Here is a 21,403-nt window from a genome sequence, read left to right as displayed (position 1 = left end):
TGCTAACTTTTTAGCTGAAGTAAAACCAAAAACGAACTCCTTGTAAATCCTGATCTATATTCAAGCTTGAACGAAGTTGATTTGCTAAACGTCTAATAAGATTCATCCCCATAGATCCAGAAACATTCACATCAAAATCTTCAGGGAGTCCAACGCCATCATCTATATATTCAAAAAGAACCTGTTCCTCTTCTTTTATAAGATTTATATAGATATTTCCGTCTTTATGGTCATCAAAAGCATACTTAAAAGAGTTTGATATCAATTCATTCAGAATTAATCCAATAGGAATCGCTCTATCAACATCCAATTCTGTTGTAGCTGCATTTATATGCAAATCTATTTTAAATCCTTTTTTCTTATATACAGATTGAATACTTGCAGATAAAGACTCAATATATTCTTGCATTTTAATTACTGAAAGATCTTCATTTTGATATAATTTCTGATGAATCAAAGCCATCGCCTTTACCCTACTCTTACCTTCTTCTAATGCATTTACAGCATCTTTACTTTTGGTGTTTTTAGTTTGTATACTTAATAGACTAGAAACTACTTGAAGATTGTTTTTTACACGGTGATGAATTTCTTTAAGTAACGAATCTTTTTCCACCAAAGAGTTTTCTATTATCCTCTTCTGATTCTCAATTAGACGCTTATTTTTTGTACTTCTTAAATAGGCAATTATTAGCCCTAATACCGATATAAAACATAATATTAGTGCAGAAACACTAAGGTAAATGGTTTTTTCACGCTCTAAGATTTCAGTTTTACTCTTCTCAATATTTAAACGCTGACGTTCTATTGTTTCCTTTTGATTACTAAGATCAAACTGAACAAGTAAACTTAAAAGCTGTTTTTTTCTACTGCTATAATCTATAGAATCTTTAAGTTTCACATATTTTTTAAAAAACAATGATGCAGCTTCAGGATTACTATCTCTCAAGTAAAAATCTGCTCTCAATCTATTGTAGTTTACAACATTTGCTTTAACCGTTTTTTGATCATCTACAATACTGTCAAGATACTTCCCAGCAATATCTAAATTCCCTATCTCTAGGTAACATTCTGCAATGCTTCCCCATAAATCTACCGTTGTTTTCGAATACCTACCTTTATCAAAAGCTTTACTAGCGGAAATCCCTGATTCTAGATATGGAATTGCTTCTGCATATTTACTTTGGAACATTTTACATTTTCCAAGATTACTCTCTATTTTCCCTTTTAGAAAAACTGCCTTATTGAACTCTGCTACAGAAGCTTTATCACTATTTTTTAAATACTGATCAATATTACTTTTAGCTATTCTTATATCTTTATAAGCAGTATAAACAGAGCCATCTTTAAGCAAATAACTTCCTAGATTATTATAGTATTCTGCAGCATATAATTTATCATCTCCTTTTTCTAACTCTGGTTTATTAGAGATAACATATTCCATCATCGCTTGTCTATACAAGCCTAGTTCTGCATAAATATCATACAAAGAAACATCTAAACCTAAACTTTTCTGCTCCCTACGAACTTCCAATTGCTTATCATACAACTGTAACTCTTTATATATAAGATCTTGTGTTTCTAGAATCTTAATCTTTACATTTTGGTCTAGCTTCTTCTCATCAGAATACAATAACTCTCCTATTAATGCACCTTTATCATAATTTCCAATATCATAATATAAACGCATTAATATTGTTTTATACCTAAAAACACTTTCAGAATCTTCTTCTTCAGCTGCTTTTTTTAACGGAGTGTTTATTGCTTCTAACCACTTATAAACAGAGCTTACTTTATATCTATTTGGAGTATTAAAAAAAAAGTCAAAACGCTCCTGTGCAGAAGACATGGTTGTAAATTCATACAAAGGATCCTTTCCAAATGAAGCAGTATGCTGAATTGAAGAATACAATACTGTAGAAAACAGTATCGCGAGACATACAATAATCCTAAACTTGATTTTTTCTAATAATTGCAACACAGTTATATATTCATAAATTATTCTGATAAAAAAGCCTAAACATAACGCTTAGGCTTTAGGTAAAAATATAATAATTTATTTTCCAATAAGCATTATTATACAATTAACATCTTAACAGCGAGGTAAACTTACCGTATACAAGCTGAATAACTAAATTTTTGTTGTATAACAGTTATTTTATGTGGTAAGTATGGTGAAAAATGAATTATGATCTAAGCATTTTGTGTTTAAAAAATTCAGAAAAGAAAAAAGAGTTTTAAATTACTTTAAAACTCTTTTTAAATACCATTTTAAGTTGGTAGCAATAGTAGTAGGACATTATAAATTTGGGGTTGTTACTGCGATTAATATTTGGGGCTATATCAACCATTTATAAGCAACAGATCAAACTTACAATGCTTTACTCATCAAAAAAAACATATGTTGTAAACACTTAACTTATTGATGTAAAAACTACCAGGCTTGTGGTTTTTTATATTATGAATTCATATTAGATAATATAAACTCTCTAAATTCTTTAGATATTGGAATGTTCTTTCCGTTAACAAGAATATCTTTTGTGTTTATAGCTTCTATCTGATCTATATTCACGATATATGATTTATGAGCTCTATAAAACTGCTCAGAAGGTAATTTCTCTAAATAATCCTTTAAAGCAGAACGCACTAAGAAAGTCCTATCTACAGTGTATACCTCTAAGTATACATTATCTGCCTTCACATATTTAATATCATCAAATGGGATTCTATAGTAATGCTGATTCTTTTTTACAAAAATTGAATTCCTTAATACAGAATTAGAAACAAGTTTCCCTTCATCATTCTTATCCTCCTCTACCTCTTTAGTGAGCGTTACAGTCTCAGCATTAAAGTTAGATAACGCTATTTCTATGGAAGTAAAAAGGTCTTGCTGTTCAAAAGGTTTTACAAGATATCCGTTAGGCTTCACACTCTTTGCATTCTCCACAGTTGCTTTATCTGAATTGGAAGTGACAAAAATAAAAGGAATATTATAGTTTTCCCTAATGTGTCTTCCTAAATCTATTCCGCTTTTCTTTGAGGCTAAGACAATATCTACAAGAGCTAAGTCGATATCTAAAGTAGCTAATGCGTTTGCAGCTCCTTCATAATCAACTACATTGGCTACGATATTGTATCCAATATCTTCAAGCATTGACTGCATATCATCTGCAATAATCACATTATCTTCGACAATAAGAATCTTTATAAGTTGGTCCAAAATTATTACTAGTTAAAATCAGATTTAAATCTACGAAAAATTATTATAACTAAGCAAAAACAAGAGCGCAAATAGAAAACTACTTAAGGCTAATTTTTTTAATTCAGGGTCCAACTCAGATGAGTTATTATTGTGAATCACTCTTTTTATGTGAAGTATAATTGGAATATATGAAATTAGAAAGAGAAAATTTAATGGAGATTGATAATTTAGCAATGCATATAAAACAGTAGAAACCATTGCTGTTATTAAAATTGAAATATGATATCGTTTAGCTTTTACAATACCGATTTTGACTACTAATGTATTTTTATTGGATTTTTTATCACTATTTACATCTCTCATATTATTAAGGTTTAAAACTCCAACACTTAATAATCCAACTGTAATTGCTGGTAAAAGAATTTCTATATTAAATTCTTTACTATATAAAAAATACGTACCAATTACACTTACCAATCCAAAGAAAATAAAAACAAATACGTCTCCTAGTCCGTTGTAACCATATGCAGACTTTCCAACTGTATATTTTATAGCTGCTATAACTGCAGCAATTCCTAGAAAGAAGAAAAACAGTGAATATAAAATATTATCCTTTCCAAAAGATATATATATAAGTAAAACTGCTGCTATTAAAGTTAATATAGTGGTTACTATTATTGCTTTTAGCATTTCCTTGTCAGAAATAACTCCACTTTGTATAGCTCGCATCGGCCCTACTCTCTCTAAGTTATCTGTACCTTTAACACCATCTCCATAATCGTTAGCAAAGTTGGAAAGCACCTGTAAACCAACTGTAGTGATAAGCGCAAATATTAAAATATAAATATTAAATTTTCCTTCTGAAGAAGCGATCGCCGTACCTACAATAATTCCAGAAATCGATAATGGTAATGTCCTTAGGCGGGCCGCCGAAAGTAACGTTTTAGCTTTTGTCATATAAGAAAATTAAAAGGCCTCTTCTATTTTTAATCGTTTTCCTCCTTTGTAAGATGCTACAAATGCATCTTGAAACCCTAATGCTACAAGCTCTTTTCTAAAACTCTTTGCATCATCTAAAGATGTAAAATTACCTAACGAATATTTATTAAAAGCCTTTTCCTTGTATTGATTGATGTTTTCTAAGTCTTCTGAGTATAATGATAAATCTCTGTTCTCTAAAGCTGCAATCTGAACTGCATAAATAACCTTAGAATTTAAATCTACTAAATCGATATCTTCCATTTCTTCTGAAGAAAGCGACTCTATTTTTGTACGTAATAACGAAACTTGGTCTTCATAATTTAGAAGTTCACTCTTATCTATTAAAAGTTTATTTTCAGACTGCAAATAATCATCATTTACAAAAACAGAAGGTTTTACAAAATATAGCGCAACACCCACCATTAAGACAAGCACTAATGATAGTGAAGTCCATTTAAAAATGTTTTTACGCTTTGAAATTTGTTCTTTTTCTGTTCTATATTTCTGTAGCTCTTTTAAAAGACGAGCTTCAGATATCTCCTTAGATTCTATTGTTTTATGTAAACCAACTAAATGATTTTCATCGATATAAGGCATATTATATATTTTTTAATTACACATATATGCTTTTGCTAAGGAATCCATTTAATATCTTTAAAATTAGGTTTCCTCTTCTCTAGAAAAGCATTCCTTCCCTCCTTAGCTTCTTCCGTCATATAAGCTAAACGTGTTGCTTCTCCTGCAAAAACTTGTTGTCCAACCATTCCATCATCAGTTAAATTCATTGCAAATTTCAACATCTTAATAGAAGTTGGCGATTTTTCTAAAATTTCTTGTGCCCATTGATAGGCAGTATCTTCTAATTCTTCATGTGGGATAACAGCATTTACCATTCCCATCTCAAAAGCTTCTTGAGCTGAATAATTTCTTCCGAGGAAAAATATCTCTCTAGCTTTTTTCTGTCCTACCATTTTGGCAAGATATGCAGAACCATAACCTCCGTCGAAACTTGTAACATCGGCATCTGTTTGTTTAAAAATAGCATGTTCTTTACTAGCTAATGTCATATCACAAACAACATGTAAACTATGACCGCCACCTACAGCCCAACCTGGCACAACAGCAATAACTACTTTTGGCATAAAGCGAATTAAACGCTGAACTTCCAAAATATTTAATCGGTGCATACCATCTTCTCCAACATACCCTTTTTCTCCACGTGCCTTTTGATCTCCTCCACTACAAAAAGAATACACTCCATCTTTGGTAGATGGTCCTTCTGCTGATAATAAAACTACACCTATGCTTGTATCTTCTTGAGCATCATAAAATGCTTGATATAATTCGCTTGTAGTTTTTGGGCGGAATGCATTTCTTACATTCGGACGATTAAAAGCAATTCTAGCAACTCCATTTGCTTTTTTATAGGTAATATCTTCAAATTCCTTGGCAGTTTTCCACTGAGGTGAGTTCATTGTTTTATGTATTTTATTCAAAAGTAAAAAGATATCCTTTTATTATTAAACAATATGAAGCTTTTTTAAAGGCTTCCGTTTAAAAATTGGATAATGTGTAATTTTATTAATGTTTTTCAGCTAAAAAACACCCTAAACGAGTGTAATTCCGTCTTCTTTTATAATAATTTGCTTCTCCTTGTAAAGCAATCCGATAGCCTTTTTAAAGCTCTTTTTACTCATTCCCAAGATATCTCTAATATCATCGGGATCACTTTTATCATGTAAGCCTAGAAATCCATCATTTGCTTGAATCGCATCTAATATTTTCTTGGAAGAAGGCTCTATTTTTTTAAATCCTATTGGTTCTAAACTAAGATCTATTTTATGATCATCTCTAATCTTTTTAATATAACCAACAAGACGTTGACCTAGTTTAAGATCGCTATAAATTTCATCATTATAAACTAAACCCTTATGCTTTTCATTAATAATCATCTCTACACCTAACTCCGTAAAACGAGATACAATTAACTCTACTTCCTCATTCTCACCTACCGATAATATCTCATTATCAAGATATTGATTAGTCTTACTAGAGGCTACCATTCGGTCTGTTTTCTCATCTAAAAAAGCATAAACTAAATAACGTTTTCCCTTTTCCATCTTACGGGCTTGTTCTTTATAAGGAACGAAAAGATGTTTCTCTAATCCCCAATCCAAGAAAGCGCCAATATCATTCACTTCTTCAACGCGCAATAAAGCGAACTTATTCCTGGTTACTTTAGGGGTTAGCGTAGTAGCAATAGGTCTTTCTTCATGATCTAAATAGCAAAATACAGCTACTGTATCTCCAATTTCATACTCTTGGGGAACATATTTATTAGGCAAAAGAATATCATTATCCTCTTCATCTCCTAAAAAAAGCCCTACTGAAGTTTCTCTTAATATTTCTAATGTATTGTATTCTCCTATTTGTATCATCTTAAATTCTATTAACTATGTTGCAGAAATGCATTTGCAAAGGACGTTATTTAATCTCAAAATAACTATTCAAATTTAATTCTAAAACTATCAATGTATAGCTTGCATACATTCTACTTACATTATCACATTAATAATAGCAAAAATATACTTCTTCCAAAATAGATTGCATAAAAAAAAGGCATCCTAGAATGCCTTTTTATGATATTGTTTTAAGAATTGACTTAATATGCAGATTCTTTCTTGAAATGTTTCACTAATAAATAGTAAACAACAGCTCTGTATTTGTTACGGTTAGATTTTCCGTATTTTTCAATTACTGAATCAATAGCTCCATCTAAATCATCAGATTCTGAAAGACCTAACTTCTTAATTAAAAAATTATTCTTAACGGTAGCCAACTCTTTTTCATCAGTACCAGATACAGTAGAAGCATCAGCATTGTATACGGATGGCCCTAAACCAATTACTACTTTTGTAAGTAGATCTTTATCTGCAGTAACACCGCATTTATCTTTAAGATCTGCAGCGTATTTCTCTATTAATTCATCTCTTTTACTCATAATTATTTTTTAATTTTAATAAGTTGTCTTAAAATTATTAATTTTTGTTGAGAAAATTAAAATAATTGAGTAAAATTTCATCATTTAGCTTTCTTGGCGTAAATACTTCTAATAATGAAGGCTTACCACTACTTTTATAAAATTCGTGTAATACTAATTCCAGTGACTCTTCTGAGTCTACAGACTGATAATTAATATTATATGTCTCGCAAATCCCCTTTGCGTTAAGATGGTGTGTTGTTTCAAAATAATCATCAAAATTCTTAGAATCTTTATCTCCAGGAAGAATTCTAAAGATCCCTCCTCCTCCATTATTGATCACTATAATTCTAAAATCATTCTTTATATAGTTATTCCACAAGGCATTAGAGTCATAAAAGAAGCTAAGATCACCCGTAATAAATAACACAGGGCTACTAGAGATTATAGACGCTCCAACCGCTGTACTAGTACTTCCATCTATACCGCTTGTACCTCGATTACAATATACTTTTAAAGAATCGTTCAGCTGAAATAATTGTGCATAACGAATTGTAGAACTGTTGCTTAACTGAAGTTGGTAATTATCTGGAATTGTCTTTAATATACGTTCATAGGCTTTAAAGTCAGAAAATGGAATTTGCATAACATATTGCTTATGAGCCTTGCTTCGTTGTGCTTTAATAGACAACCAGCTCGGTTGAAAATCACTTTTCTTAGGCGACACTTCATTTAAAAAGACCTTAAAGAAATCTGTTGGTGTAGTTTTAAATTGTTTTGATAAACAATAAAAAGTGTCGTATGCTTTTTTAGAATCTATATGCCAGTGTTCTTTAGGCTGATGTGATCTTAAAAAAGCTTTTATCTTTTTTGAAATTACCATCCCTCCAAAAGTCAACAATATAGTTGGCTGCAATTCTTTAAAATATTCTTCTGAATTTTCTAACTTCTCTATCGGAGCTATTATTTTATCTATATTCGGGAAAAATCTCGAATTATTAAGATTGGAAGTCGTCTCAGTAAACACCACTACAGATTCATCTTTAGCTAAGAGTTCTAAAAGCTCATTATCAATCGTATTCGGAGGGTTTACACCTACCAAAATCATTTTCTTTTCAGCTTTATTCCATCTATCAATATAAGGCTGTAAATCTTCTTTTGCATACGTTTCCTTTTTAATATTTGGAGCTATTACACTTGGACTTACAAACTGTTCTGACACCTTATTATACAATGGCTCTTCAAAAGGAATATTTATATGCACAGGACCATTCTCTTCAATAGAAGTATTTATTGCAGCATTAATTTCCTGTTCATTAAATTCTTGTATTCCCTGCTGAAGCTTTATAGAATCTATGTATTTATCAAGCTTAGCAGGATTTTTACCATCTCCTAACACCTTTAAATCCCCCCCTCTTATATCTTGCTTTAGATTTGCATTATATAAAATATGACGCGCATAAACATCATCTTGCCTTATCGTCTGCCCATCACCAATATCTATTCTATAAGATGGTCTATCCGCAGAAAGTACAATTAATGGGATATCACTATAAAAAGCTTCTGCTATTGCTGGATAATAATTTAATAATGCAGAACCAGAAGTACACACTACAGCCGTTGGCTTTTTTAACTGCTGAGCAATTCCCATTGCAAAAAAAGCAGCGCTTCGTTCGTCTACAACACTGTAAGTTTTAAAATATGGGTCTTCTGTAAAAGTAATAGTTAACGGAGCATTTCTACTTCCTGGAGATATTATAATATGTTCTATTTCCTTGGCTTTACATAAAGCCACTACAGTTTGAGCTAAAGGAATATCTGAATACTTCATTAAAATAACGTGCTTATTAATCCTTTTAAATGATAACTAATCGGTAATCAATACAATAAAAGTTTCCGAAAAAGTATTTTTAGTCTTTGTGCTATTCCGCTTAGAATAACGCCAAAATGAATAACAGTACAAAATTAAATAAATAAGAGTGCTTTCTCGTTAAAAGTATGTTTATTTAAGAAGTACATCTAACATAGTTTGCGTTTTATTTTCCGTTTCCTGCCATTCTAATTCAGCATTTGAAGCATTTGTAATTCCTCCACCCACATACAATAATAAACTATCCTCTTTATATTGCATGCATCGTAAATTAACATACAATTCAGTGCGGGTGTCCTCTTCTACTTCTTTATTTAATTCCCCTAAAAATCCTGTATAAAACTCACGATCGTAGTTTTCGTTTTCTAATATGAAATCTTTTGCCATTATCTTCGGGAGTCCACATACGGCAGGTGTTGGATGCAAGCTTTCTATAAATTTTGCTACGGAAGAAGTATTAGCTATTTCACCTTTAATATCTGTTCTTAAATGAAGTAAAGACCCAGCTTTTACAGTTTTAACATCAGATACAGAAACAGTTGAAGCGATCTCATTTAAACTTACTAATATAGACTTAGTCACCAATTCTTGTTCTATAATTTCTTTTTCTCCCCATATTACATCTGTAGTCCCTTCAAACTTTTGAGTTCCTGCTAATGCCATGGTTTTAAAAGATTCATTATAAATGGTAAGCAATGTTTCTGGCGTTGCTCCCATCCAGAATCCAATTTTAGGATGAAACCAAACATAACAGAATGCCTGTGGATATTTATCAGTTAATTTTTTATAGATAGTAATAAAATCTAAATCTTCTACAGCTACCTCTTTTGTTCTAGAAAGTACAACTTTTTCTAGACTAGACGTTTTAATTTTTTTTATTCCTTTTTCTACAAGTTTTATATGCTTGTTTTGAGCTAAATCATCTTCAAAAATAGATGCCGACTGTACTTTATCTGAACTAATTTCTGCTGAACATTCTAACCTCTTTGAGTTATTAAATGGGATTAAAACACCTTCTTTTCTAGAATCAAAAGGAGAAAAAATAAAGCCCGATTCTTTATATTCTTTGCTGTAAAAAACTATATCGTTCATTTGCAATAAACCACTAATTTTACTAGCCTCAGGTTTACGGTATATTACAAATGGTTTTCTCTCTTTATAGTGATTCAATACTTCACTAAAAAAAGATTCTGAAGAGCACTCCATCTACTTATTTAGATTTTGGTAACGCAATTGTTGTTAACTTAGATAAGGATATTAAATTACCTTCTACATCTGTAATTTTAATTTCCCATAATTGAGTTGTTTTTCCTTTGTGAATAAAAGTAGCTTTTGCAAAAACATCTCCTTCTTTTATACTTTTTAAATGATTAGCAGAAATTTCAATACCACGGATAAAAAAATCTTCCGTATTTAAAAATATATAAGAAGCTGCACTTCCAACACTTTCTGCTAAAGCGACCATTGCTCCTCCATGAAGAACTCCATCTGGCTGATGCACTCTCGGAGTAACAGGCATTTTAGCTATTAAATAATCATCTCCAATCTCCGTATATTCTATATTCAAGGTTTCCATAAGCGTATTTTTACATCGCTCGTGGATAATTGATAATATTTTTTCTTTATCAGGATTCATATCTCTACATTTGAGGTGTAAAAATACAACAACAACGATGAATATCCCGACCTTAGAAAATGAAATTGTAAAATTGATGCCGCTTAGCCTTGATAATTTCAAGAATCTATACGCGATTTCATCTGAAAAAAATTTAGTACAGTATTCACCCTCAAATATTTCTACACTACAAACACTTACAGCATATGTAAAAACTGCACTTAAAAATGCGGAAGAAAATAATGCAATTCCATTTATAGTTTTTGATAAAAGATCAGAAAGATATGCTGGCACTACTCGCTATATGAACATTGATTGGGATAATAAAGTGTTACATATTGGTGCTACTTGGATTGGTAATGAGTTTCAAGGAACCGGACTAAACACTGCCATGAAATACCTAATGCTCGATTATGCATTTTATAAAATGGGTTTTGAAAAAGTAGAATTTAGAATCGATGAAAGAAATTTAAAGTCGCGAAGAGCTGTAGAGAAACTTGGAGCCCGATTAGAGGGGACGCTTAGAAAAAATATATACTTATCTGATGGTTTTAAAAGAAATACCTGCTGCTACGGGATATTAAAAGAAGAATGGAGCCGATTTCATAAATAAAAAATACAATTAAATTTCAACAGTGATTTGTATTCTGTTACTTTGCAAATCATGATTAAAGAAACTACCATTTTTAGTACACTAAAAGAATATTTTGGTTACGATACGTTTAGACCCCTTCAAAAGGAGATTATAGATACTGTTCTCAATGGAGATGACTGCTTGGTTATTATGCCTACCGGTGGCGGTAAATCTATTTGTTATCAGTTACCTGCATTATTACAAGAGGGACTTACCGTTGTTATTTCTCCGCTTATAGCCTTAATGAAAGATCAGGTTGACGGACTTAATGTAAATGGTATTCCTGCTTGCTTTCTTAACAGTAGTCAGACTGCAGAAGAACAGCAAACAATTTTTAAAGATATTGAAAGTGGAAAAGTAAAGCTTCTTTATGTTGCTCCTGAAAGCCTTTCTTATCTCGAAAACATTTTTAGCACAGTCGAGATTAGTTTAATTGCTGTAGATGAAGCGCATTGTATTTCCTCTTGGGGTCATGATTTCCGACCTGCATACACACAATTAGGATATCTTAAAAATAGATTTCCTAAAACACCACTCATTGCACTTACTGCAACTGCAGATAAAGCAACAAGAGAGGATATTGCTACACAGCTAAATATTCCGAATGCTAAGAAATTTGTTGCTTCTTTTGATCGAAAAAATCTAAGTCTTGAAGTACGTCCAGGAAATGAACGAATAAAACAAATTATTCAATTTCTGAAGAAACGCCCTGAAGAAAGTGGTATTATCTACTGTTTAAGTAGAAAAACAACGGAATCTATTTCAGAAAAATTACAACAAGCTGGATTTAATGCTGAAGCATACCACGCAGGAAAAAACCATGAAGATCGATCTAAGATTCAGGAGGATTTTATCAATGATAGAATCCAAATTGTATGTGCTACAATTGCTTTTGGAATGGGAATAGATAAATCTAATGTACGTTGGGTAATCCATTATAACTTACCAAAAAATATTGAAGGCTATTATCAAGAAATTGGGCGAGCAGGAAGAGATGGATTGCCATCTAATACAATATTATTTCATAGTTATGCCGATGTTGTACAACTACAAAAATTTGCTGATGGCGCAGGTAATAGTGAGGTTCAATTAGCAAAACTGGAGCGCATGAAGCAATATGCGGATGCGCTATCCTGTAGAAGAAAAATACTCCTTAGCTATTTTGGAGAATATATAGAAAAGGATTGTGGGAATTGTGATGTCTGTAAAAACCCTCCTCAGTTTTTTGATGGAACTATTTTAGCACAGAAAGCACTGTCTTGTGTAGCGCGATTAAAAGAGCAAGAAAATATTGGTGTAATTATCGATGTTTTAAGAGGATCTCATAATCAACATGTAATAGAAAATGGATATCAAAACCTGAAAACCTATGGTATTGCTACTGATGTGTCTTGGAAAGATTGGCAGTATTATTTGGTGCAGATGATAAATTTAGGGTACTTAGAAATAGCATTTCATCAGAAAAATGTTTTAAAGCTTACGCAACAAGCTAAAGAAGTGTTATTTAATCATAAAAAAGTAGCACTTACAAAACCACAAGAAAATATAACTCCAGAGAAGACTGCTGCTACAAAGCAGAAAAAAGTAAAAGACAGTCTCTTTGAGCGTTTAAGACAATTACGTTTAGAAATCTCTAGAGAAGAAGACATCCCTGCATATTTAATCTTTAATGACGCTACCTTAAAAGAAATCGAAATAGAACGTCCTGTTACTGATGATGATTTTATGAGAATAAATGGTGTTGGAAGGAGAAAAATGGAAAATTATGGATATCAATTCATAAAAAAAATTATTGCTTTTAACAAAGATAAAGCTTCAAAAAAAGGAGCTAAAAAAGGAAAAACTCATTTAGAAACATACTCTTTATATAAAGAAGGTCTATCTGTAGCTGAGATTGCTGAAAAAAGAAAACTCAGTCTTACAACTATATATTCTCATTTGGTAAAACTAAATGATGACGGGAAAGATGTAGACTTAATGGATTTCGTAAACGCAAGCGACCTAGAGGCTGTAAAAAAAGCAAAAGTTACTTTAGACGACCCAGCTCAGTTAAAAACATACTTTGAATATTTTGAAGAGGCAATCGACTATTGGACTATCCGACTATGTCTCAACATCTTAGAAAATAAAGAAAAAGTATAATTGTTAAAGTTAATTTAAAACCAAATCTAAGAGGCAACCTTTCCACGTATCTATCATCATATAATTGCAATGTTAAAACAAAGAATAGATATGGAATCTGACATTTTATTAATACAGATAGGTAAGTTAGCAGCTGTTTTAGGAATTATAATTTTACTAATTAAAGAAATTGGTGTTTATATTTTGAAGCATAATAAAAATCTATAATTACACAATAACACGTTACTACAATACAATAAATTAGTGTATTATAATTAACAATTACATAATATGCTTTACATAATTTCGTTTTAGAATATAAATGTACTGAGTTATGGATGATTTGTTAATCATGATTGGTTATTACTCTGCAATTTTAGGTTTTATTATATTTTTATTTATCGAAATCTACAAAACAGTCTCAAAGTAAAATTTTACCAATAAAAAAGCCCCAAGATTTAAATCTTGGGGCTTTTTTGGTTATAGTGATATTCCGAATTATTTAACTTCTTCGAAATCTACATCTTGTACATCATCACCTTCTTTTGCTTGACCTTCAGCATTTGCACTATCTTGTGCATCACCTCCAGGTGCTCCTCCTTGTTGAGCTTCAGCTTGCGCTTTATACATCTCTTCAGAAGCAACTTTCCAAGCCTCATTGATTTTATCTAAAGCTGGTTGAATTGTTTCAACTTCTTTAGTTTCGTATGCTTTTTTCAATTCTTCTAAAGCATCTTCAATAGGCTGTTTCTTTTCAGCAGGTAACTTCTCACCAAATTCTTTCAATTGCTTTTCTGTCTGGAAAATCATTCCATCAGCTTCATTAAGCTTATCTACTTTTTCTTTGGCTTTATTATCAGCATCAGCATTTGCCTCTGCTTCTTGCTTCATTTTTTGGATTTCCTCATCTGTTAATCCTGAAGAAGCTTCAATACGAATGTTCTGCTCTTTATTAGTTCCTTTATCTTTTGCTGAAACGTTTATAATCCCGTTTGCATCAATATCAAAAGTAACTTCAATTTGTGGAACACCTCTCTGTGCTGGTGGAATTCCATCTAAGTGAAAACGTCCGATTGTCTTATTATCAACAGCCATTGGTCTTTCCCCTTGAAGAACATGGATTTCTACTGAAGGCTGATTATCTGCAGCTGTAGAAAATACTTGTGACTTCTTAGAAGGAATCGTTGTATTCGCTTCAATTAATTTTGTCATTACGCCACCCATAGTTTCAATACCTAAAGAAAGTGGTGTAACGTCTAATAATAATACATCTTTTACATCTCCTGTAAGTACTCCACCTTGAATTGCAGCTCCAACAGCAACTACCTCGTCTGGGTTAACTCCTTTAGATGGTTTCTTACCAAAGAATTTCTCAACAGCTTCTTGTACTGCAGGGATTCTTGTAGATCCTCCAACTAAAATTACTTCGTCAATATCGCTCTTAGAAAGACCTGCACCTTTCAATGCTTTTTCACAAGGCTTGATTGTACGCTCTACTAAATCTGCAATTAATTGCTCAAATTTAGATTTAGAAAGTGTTTTTACCAAGTGCTTAGGTCCACTTGCTGTAGCGGTAACATATGGTAAGTTGATTTCTGTTTGATTTGCAGAAGATAATTCAATCTTAGCTTTCTCTGCAGCTTCTTTTAAACGTTGAAGAGCGATAGAATCTTTTCTTAAATCGATGTCTTCATCTGCTTTAAACTCATCAGCTAACCAGTCGATTATTTTTTCATCAACATCATCACCACCTAAATGTGTATCTCCATCTGTAGCCAATACTTCAAAAACTCCATCTCCTAACTCTAAGATAGAAACATCATGTGTTCCTCCTCCAAAGTCAAAAACAACGATTTTTTGATCTTCTCCTTTTTTATCTAATCCATATGCTAATGCTGCTGCAGTAGGCTCATTGATAATTCTTTCTACTTTTAATCCAGAAATCTCACCAGCTTCTTTTGTAGCTTGACGCTGAGAATCGTTGAAGTAAGCAGGAACAGTAATTACCGCTCTAGTTACATCTTGTCCTAAATAATCTTCAGCAGTTTTCTTCATTTTCTGAAGAATCATAGCTGATAATTCTTGAGGTGTATATAAACGACCATCAATATCTACTCTTGGTGTATCGTTATCGCCTTTTACTACTTTATATGGTACTCTTCCTGCTTCTTTTTCAGACTCAGAAAATTTATTCCCCATAAAACGCTTAATAGAATAAATCGTTTTATTTGGGTTTGTTACTGCTTGACGCTTGGCAGGATCCCCTACTTTAATTTCACCGCCTTCAACAAAAGCAATTACAGAAGGGGTTGTTCTTTTTCCTTCAGCATTAGGTATTACAACTGGCTCGTTCCCTTCCATTACGGAAACACAAGAGTTGGTAGTACCTAAGTCAATTCCAATAATTTTACTCATGTTTATGTTTTTATAGTGTTTGAAAAATCAATTTTTTTATTCGCTTTGTAAAAGTCAATCATTATGCCATGAAAATAAAAATGACAAAGTGTCATATATGAACGAAAAAACTGAATCATTAACAGTTTCTTATTACTTCTTAGTAGTCTGTTAACATCCTGAGCAAGCATTAAGACGTATATTAATGTATAATCAAAACAAAAAAAGACATGAAAAAATTAATAATGTTATCAGCGTTTATTTTGACAACTACATTTGCTTTTGCTCAAAATAAAGAAGTATTAGAAGAAACAATTACTAAGACCACTAAAGTAAAAACTAATAAAGGAGAACAAGAGCTAAAAGAACAAGTTCAAGTTAGACAAGAACAGAATATTGAATTAAGTGAAGAAGATCAAAATAAAATTGATCAAAGTAGAGCCGCATCTCCAATGAAGGTTACAAAAAAGGAAACTGTAGTTAGTGGAGATGTTACATTAGATTCGGTAAGTACTTATATGTGTAATGGCACTACTTGTGAATTTTCTCCAGAAACAGATGGATTTACAATAAATTCTGATGATGAAAATCTAACAGCTGTTATTTCTAACACGGCAGATGATCAATATAAAGTAACTACAAACAACGGAAACGGTGTTGGATATTTTGACAAGAATGGAGATTTTGTAATTGAATACTTTAATAAAGACGAAAATAAAATTATTAAGCGTGTTTATACAAAACAATAATTAAGAACCTATTTATAAACAGAAAGGGATTCAATTTTATTGAATCCCTTTTTTTATTGTTTAAACTAACCGTTTTGTTAGTCTTCTGGATGCATAAATTTTTGCTTCCCTAATAATACTTCTTCGCTTTCTACATGATCGTCATCTGGTACACAACAATCAACAGGACATACCGCAGCACATTGAGGTTCCTCATGGAAACCTTTACACTCAGTACATTTATCTGGAACGATATAATATATTTCGTCACTTACTGGATCTTGAGCATCATCTGCATTCACAGCTTTTCCATCAGGAAGAACTACATCTCCATTAAGCGAAGTACCATCACTATATCTCCAATCGTCTGCTCCTTCATATATTGCTGTATTTGGACATTCTGGCTCACAAGCGCCACAATTAATACATTCATCAGTAATTATAATAGCCATAACTCTTCTTTTTCATTATTAAAATTGCACTAGTTGCAAAGTTAAGCACTTTCTATGAGGTCGTATTTATATATTTTTCCTTTCATTTTAAATAAATTTAGAAAGAATAAAACTACTCCTCAGTTCTATTGTGTAAATTTGCCATGTCAAAAATAAAGACAAACAAAATCTTAACCAAATATAATGAGTGACATTCACAACAGAATTACTGCTTTTGTTAAACTTGGTGCTTTTATAGCTCAATTTACCTCTAATGAAGAGAATGAAGTTAAAGCTAATGAGATAGAATCCGAATTTATCGACGGATTTAAACATCAAATGAAACTAGCACAAGAACATAATAATTGGTTTACAAAAGAGAATCTACAGTTTTCACTACAAAGTTGGGCTGATGCTTTGACTACTTCTAACATAAAAAAATGGCTTTCAGGTTATCTTATAGATGAAGTGTCTCCAAAAAAAGTAGCTATTATAATGGCTGGTAATATTCCATTAGTGGGTTTTCATGATTTTATATCTGTATTAATTACAGGACACCATGTGTTAATAAAACAGTCTAAAAATGATAAGCATCTACTCCCCTATTTATCAAAATATCTAGAACATATAGAACCTAGTTTTAAAGGGAAAATAACCTTTACTGATGAAAAAATGGAAGGTTTTGATGCTGTAATAGCGACAGGAAGCGATAACACTGCTCGTTATTTTGAATATTACTTTGGAAGCAAACCTAATATAATCCGTAAAAATAGAAATTCTGTTGCTGTTCTAACTGGAAATGAATCTCCAGAACAATTAAAATCACTCGGAAAAGATATTTTTACCTATTATGGACTTGGTTGCAGAAGTGTTTCTAAACTTTATGTTCCTCAAGATTATAATTTTGATGATTTTTTCAATGCTATTTTTAGCTATGGAGATATTATCCACGAACATAAATATGCAAACAATTACGATTATAACAAAGCTGTTTACCTAATGAGCCTCTATAAGCTTTTAGATAATGGTTTTTTAATGCTGAAGGAAGACGAAAATTATGCTTCTCCTATTGCTACCGTATTTTATGAAAAATATGAAACTACAGATGCTTTAAAGAAAAAGCTAAATGCTGAAGAAGAAAAAATTCAATGTATAGTTGCCGACGGACTTTTTGATAATGAAGTTGATTTTGGACAAACACAGTATCCTCAACTTTGGGATTATGCAGATGGAGTAGATACGATTAAGTTTTTATTAAAGCTTTAACTCCCTATTTGTAGTGATCTAAATAATATTATCAATATATAATCTTCTTAATATTTTGCTTTTTTTCCATATCTAAAAGCAAAATAAATATATGTTTATTTCTAAACACGTGTCAACTTGGTAAGTATTTAACAAATACAACAATGAGTATTTAACAACTCCTTTGTTTTTGTTAGCATTTCAACAAAATTATTATACTTTTGATAACAGTATTTCTATAAGAAATTTGGAAATTTGTAAACATAAAACACAACTAACTATTTTTATGAAAAAGCATAATTTTAGTGCAGGTCCCTGCATTTTACCTCAAGAGGTATTAAAAAAAGCTTCAGAAGCCGTTGTTAACTTTAACGGTTTAGATTTATCACTAATAGAAATTTCTCATCGTAGCAAAGATTTTATTGCTGTAATGGATCAAGCGCAAGAATTAGCGTTAGAGCATTTAGGACTTCAAAATAAAGGCTACAAAGCGTTATTTTTACAAGGTGGAGCAAGCTCACAATTTTTAAACGTAGCTTACAACCTATTAAATAAAAAAGCAGCATACTTAAACACAGGAACATGGTCTTCTAAAGCAATAAAAGAAGCTAAATTGTTCGGAGAAGTTGTAGAAGTTGCTTCTTCAAAAGACGCTAACTTTAATTATATTCCAAAAGGATATGAGATTCCTTCGGATATTGATTATTTCCATTGTACATCCAACAATACTATTTTTGGAACGCAAATAAAAGAATTCCCAGAAGTAAAAGCTCCATTGGTTTGCGATATGAGCTCAGATATCTTCTCTCGTGTATTAGATTTTTCTAAATTCGACATTATTTATGCGGGTGCACAGAAAAATATGGGTCCAGCAGGAACTACATTGGTTGTTGTTAAGGAGTCTGTTTTAGGAAATGTAGAAAGAGCTATTCCTTCTATGTTAGATTACCGTGTACATGCAGAAAAAGATAGTATGTTTAACACACCTCCTGTTTTTGCTGTTTATGTATCTATGTTGACGCTACAATGGTTAAAAGATTTAGGTGGTGTTGCTGAAATCGAAAAGCGTAATAATGCGAAGGCAGCATTAATCTACGGCGAGATTGATCGTAATCCGTTGTTTAAAGGTTTTGCTAAAGAAGAAGATCGTTCTACAATGAATGCTACTTTTAATTTGGTTGACGAAGCACATAAAGAAACTTTTGATGCATTAGCAAAAGAAGCTGGTCTTAATGGTATAAACGGACACCGTAGCGTTGGTGGATATAGAGCTTCTATGTACAATGCGCTTCCTATTGAAAGCGTACAAGTACTTGTAGATACTATGCAAGCATTAGAGAAAAAAGTATAAAAAGTAGATAGGTTTCTATTGAATAATAGATTAGAATCTATCACAAATTGAAAAATAAAATAAGATGAAAGTATTAGCAAACGATGGTATTTCTCAAAGTGGAATTGACGCTTTAAAAAGCAAAGGTTTTGATATCATCACTACAAAAGTTGCTCAAGAACAACTTGAAAGTTATATAAACGAGAACCAAATAGATGCTATTTTAGTACGTAGTGCCACTAAAGTACGTAAAGAATTAATTGATGCGTGTCCATCCCTAAAACTTATTGGTCGTGGTGGTGTTGGTATGGATAATATCGATGTTGCCTATGCAAAAGAAAAAGGACTGCATGTTATCAATACTCCTGCTGCATCTTCTGCTTCTGTTGCAGAGTTAGTTTTTGCTCATTTATACGGTGGAGTTCGTTTTTTATATGACTCTAACAGAAATATGCCTTTAGAAGGAGAAAGTAAATTTGGTCAACTTAAAAAAGCATATGCTTCTGGAGTAGAATTAAGAGGTAAAACACTAGGAATTATCGGAATCGGGAGAATTGGTCAGGAAACTGCCAAAATAGCCTTAGGTGTAGGTATGAAAGTAGTTGTTTTTGATCCTTTTATGGATGAAGTAACTATTGGACTTAATTTCTTTGATGGTCAGAAAGTAGACTTCAAAATCAAAACTATATCTAAAGAAGAGCTTCTTAAACAAGCTGACTTTATAACGCTACACGTTCCTGCACAAAAAGAATACGTTCTTGGTAAGAAAGAATTCGAATTATTGAAAGATGGTGTTGGTATTGTTAATGCTGCCCGTGGTGGTGTTATTGATGAAGTAGCACTTATAAACGCTTTGGATAGTAAAAAAGTAGCATTTGCTGGAATCGATGTTTTCGAAAACGAACCAACTCCAGCAATAAAAGTACTTATGCATCCAAACGTTTCTCTTACACCGCATATTGGTGCAGCAACTAGTGAAGCACAAGATAGAATCGGTGTAGAATTAGCTGATCAAATTGCAGCATTGCTTAAGTAATAAGATTATATTTTCTATACATTTAAAAAAGTTCTTCAGAAATGAAGAACTTTTTTTTGTAACTTGTAAGAAATTATAACTTTAAAACAAATATAAAAAATGTCAGGATTAGCAAGTTTATTAGATAGCGAAATGGGTCGTCAAATAATTGGAGGAATTAGTAGTCAATCTGGAACTTCAGAAAGTCAAACTTCAAACTTATTGAGTATGGCTTTACCCCTTCTTACTGGAGCCATGAAAAAGAACGCATCTACTCCCGAAGGAGCAGAAGGACTTATGAATGCTATAAATACTAAACATGACGGAAGTATTCTTGATAACTTAGGAGGATTCTTTGATGGTGGCGTAGATGATTCTGTAATAAGTGATGGAGCTGGAATTCTCGGTCACCTTCTCGGAGGAAAAGAGGCTTCAGTTGAAAATACTCTTAGTAGTAAAACAGGAATAGACGCAGGTACTGTTAGTCAGATCCTAAAAATGGCTGCTCCATTAATATTGGGATATCTTGGAAAAGAAACCAAACAAAATAATGTAAGTGGTTCTAATGATATGAGTAGTCTACTAGGAAGTATGCTTGGAGGTCAGTCTCAAGACAACCAAAGTTTAATTACTTCTTTAATAGATAGTGACGGTGACGGAAGTGTTTTAGACGATGTTGCCGACATGGTTGTAGGTTCTAATAAGAAAAAAGGAGGCCTAGGAGGTTTATTAGGTAACTTTTTAAATAGCTAAACCAAAAATTAAATATAGAACATAATAATTCAATATTAAAGACAGAAATCCCCATAATATATATTGGGGATTTTTTTATATCTTATAAGTAACATAATGAGTAATTA

General features: G+C 31.9%; 19 protein-coding genes. 7 read left to right on the top strand and 12 right to left on the bottom strand.

The genetic code is table 11. The annotated features are described in order from the left end of the window. Positions 1-10 precede the first annotated feature (10 nt). From JM658_RS05755 to JM658_RS05710, 10 genes are all read right to left on the bottom strand, one after another. The gene (locus JM658_RS05755) at positions 11-1,975 is read right to left on the bottom strand and encodes a sensor histidine kinase (RefSeq protein WP_236958291.1); all 1,965 of its coding nucleotides are present in this window, start codon (positions 1,973-1,975) and stop codon (positions 11-13) included. Positions 1,976-2,455: 480 nt separating this feature from the next. Next, positions 2,456-3,217, bottom strand: coding sequence for a LytR/AlgR family response regulator transcription factor (locus JM658_RS05750; RefSeq protein WP_236958290.1), 762 nt, complete (start codon positions 3,215-3,217; stop codon positions 2,456-2,458). Positions 3,218-3,247: 30 nt separating this feature from the next. After that, the gene (locus JM658_RS05745) at positions 3,248-4,156 is read right to left on the bottom strand and encodes a 1,4-dihydroxy-2-naphthoate polyprenyltransferase (RefSeq protein ID WP_236958289.1); all 909 of its coding nucleotides are present in this window, start codon (positions 4,154-4,156) and stop codon (positions 3,248-3,250) included. Positions 4,157-4,165: 9 nt separating this feature from the next. After that, positions 4,166-4,777 carry an SPOR domain-containing protein gene (locus tag JM658_RS05740; RefSeq protein ID WP_236958288.1) on the bottom strand — a complete coding sequence of 204 codons (612 nt, stop codon included), beginning with the start codon at positions 4,775-4,777 and terminating at the stop codon, positions 4,166-4,168. A 35-nt stretch (positions 4,778-4,812) separates the two neighbouring features. After that, on the bottom strand, positions 4,813-5,655 hold the full coding sequence (locus tag JM658_RS05735; RefSeq protein WP_236958287.1) for a 1,4-dihydroxy-2-naphthoyl-CoA synthase: 843 nt from the start codon (positions 5,653-5,655) through the stop codon (positions 4,813-4,815). A 132-nt stretch (positions 5,656-5,787) separates the two neighbouring features. Continuing rightward, positions 5,788-6,618, bottom strand: coding sequence for a CvfB family protein (locus JM658_RS05730; RefSeq protein WP_236958286.1), 831 nt, complete (start codon positions 6,616-6,618; stop codon positions 5,788-5,790). Between the two features lie 224 nt (positions 6,619-6,842). Beyond that, a complete protein-coding gene (locus tag JM658_RS05725; protein ID WP_236958285.1) occupies positions 6,843-7,181 on the bottom strand; it encodes a DUF2853 family protein in 339 nt (112 codons plus the stop codon). 37 nt (positions 7,182-7,218) lie between these two features. Further along, on the bottom strand, positions 7,219-8,991 hold the full coding sequence (gene menD, locus JM658_RS05720; protein WP_236958284.1) for a 2-succinyl-5-enolpyruvyl-6-hydroxy-3-cyclohexene-1-carboxylate synthase: 1,773 nt from the start codon (positions 8,989-8,991) through the stop codon (positions 7,219-7,221). A 171-nt stretch (positions 8,992-9,162) separates the two neighbouring features. After that, entirely contained in the window at positions 9,163-10,236 is a 1,074-nt protein-coding gene (locus JM658_RS05715; RefSeq protein WP_236958283.1) for a chorismate-binding protein, read from the bottom strand. A 4-nt stretch (positions 10,237-10,240) separates the two neighbouring features. Then, positions 10,241-10,666 carry a PaaI family thioesterase gene (locus JM658_RS05710; RefSeq protein ID WP_317207855.1) on the bottom strand — a complete coding sequence of 142 codons (426 nt, stop codon included), beginning with the start codon at positions 10,664-10,666 and terminating at the stop codon, positions 10,241-10,243. Between the two features lie 37 nt (positions 10,667-10,703). Between JM658_RS05710 and JM658_RS05705 the strand changes: the two genes are divergently transcribed. Both JM658_RS05705 and recQ read left to right on the top strand, forming a co-directional pair. Further along, positions 10,704-11,258, top strand: a complete 555-nt coding sequence (locus JM658_RS05705) for a GNAT family N-acetyltransferase (RefSeq protein ID WP_236958282.1) — start codon at positions 10,704-10,706, stop codon at positions 11,256-11,258. Positions 11,259-11,309: 51 nt separating this feature from the next. Continuing rightward, positions 11,310-13,421 carry a DNA helicase RecQ gene (gene recQ, locus JM658_RS05700; protein WP_236958281.1) on the top strand — a complete coding sequence of 704 codons (2,112 nt, stop codon included), beginning with the start codon at positions 11,310-11,312 and terminating at the stop codon, positions 13,419-13,421. 477 nt (positions 13,422-13,898) lie between these two features. Here recQ and dnaK read toward each other — a convergent pair whose 3' ends face one another. Continuing rightward, positions 13,899-15,815: a molecular chaperone DnaK gene (gene dnaK, locus JM658_RS05695; RefSeq protein WP_236958280.1), complete on the bottom strand. Its 1,917-nt coding sequence runs from the start codon at positions 15,813-15,815 to the stop codon at positions 13,899-13,901. Positions 15,816-16,024: 209 nt separating this feature from the next. On the opposite strand from dnaK, the gene JM658_RS05690 reads away from it, so the two are divergent. Then, complete coding sequence (locus tag JM658_RS05690; protein ID WP_236958279.1) at positions 16,025-16,543, top strand: hypothetical protein; 519 nt, start codon at positions 16,025-16,027, stop codon at positions 16,541-16,543. 77 nt (positions 16,544-16,620) lie between these two features. Here JM658_RS05690 and JM658_RS05685 read toward each other — a convergent pair whose 3' ends face one another. After that, positions 16,621-16,974 (bottom strand): 4Fe-4S dicluster domain-containing protein, encoded by a 354-nt coding sequence (locus JM658_RS05685; protein WP_236958278.1) that lies wholly within the window; start codon positions 16,972-16,974, stop codon positions 16,621-16,623. 183 nt (positions 16,975-17,157) lie between these two features. On the opposite strand from JM658_RS05685, the gene JM658_RS05680 reads away from it, so the two are divergent. The 4 genes from JM658_RS05680 (at position 17,158) to JM658_RS05665 (ending at position 21,296) form a co-directional block, all read left to right on the top strand. Beyond that, positions 17,158-18,219 (top strand): acyl-CoA reductase, encoded by a 1,062-nt coding sequence (locus JM658_RS05680; RefSeq protein ID WP_236958277.1) that lies wholly within the window; start codon positions 17,158-17,160, stop codon positions 18,217-18,219. Between the two features lie 265 nt (positions 18,220-18,484). Continuing rightward, positions 18,485-19,549 carry a 3-phosphoserine/phosphohydroxythreonine transaminase gene (gene serC, locus JM658_RS05675; protein ID WP_236958276.1) on the top strand — a complete coding sequence of 355 codons (1,065 nt, stop codon included), beginning with the start codon at positions 18,485-18,487 and terminating at the stop codon, positions 19,547-19,549. Positions 19,550-19,613: 64 nt separating this feature from the next. Next, positions 19,614-20,564, top strand: a complete 951-nt coding sequence (locus tag JM658_RS05670) for a D-2-hydroxyacid dehydrogenase (protein ID WP_236958275.1) — start codon at positions 19,614-19,616, stop codon at positions 20,562-20,564. 99 nt (positions 20,565-20,663) lie between these two features. After that, a complete protein-coding gene (locus tag JM658_RS05665) occupies positions 20,664-21,296 on the top strand; it encodes a DUF937 domain-containing protein (RefSeq protein ID WP_236958274.1) in 633 nt (210 codons plus the stop codon). Positions 21,297-21,403: the final 107 nt, after the last annotated feature.

It is taken from the genome of Joostella atrarenae, assembly GCF_021764745.1.
GTDB lineage: Bacteria > Bacteroidota > Bacteroidia > Flavobacteriales > Flavobacteriaceae > Galbibacter > Galbibacter atrarenae.
Note: the sequence above shows the minus strand (reverse complement) of the source record. Positions and strands in the feature narration are given on the sequence as shown.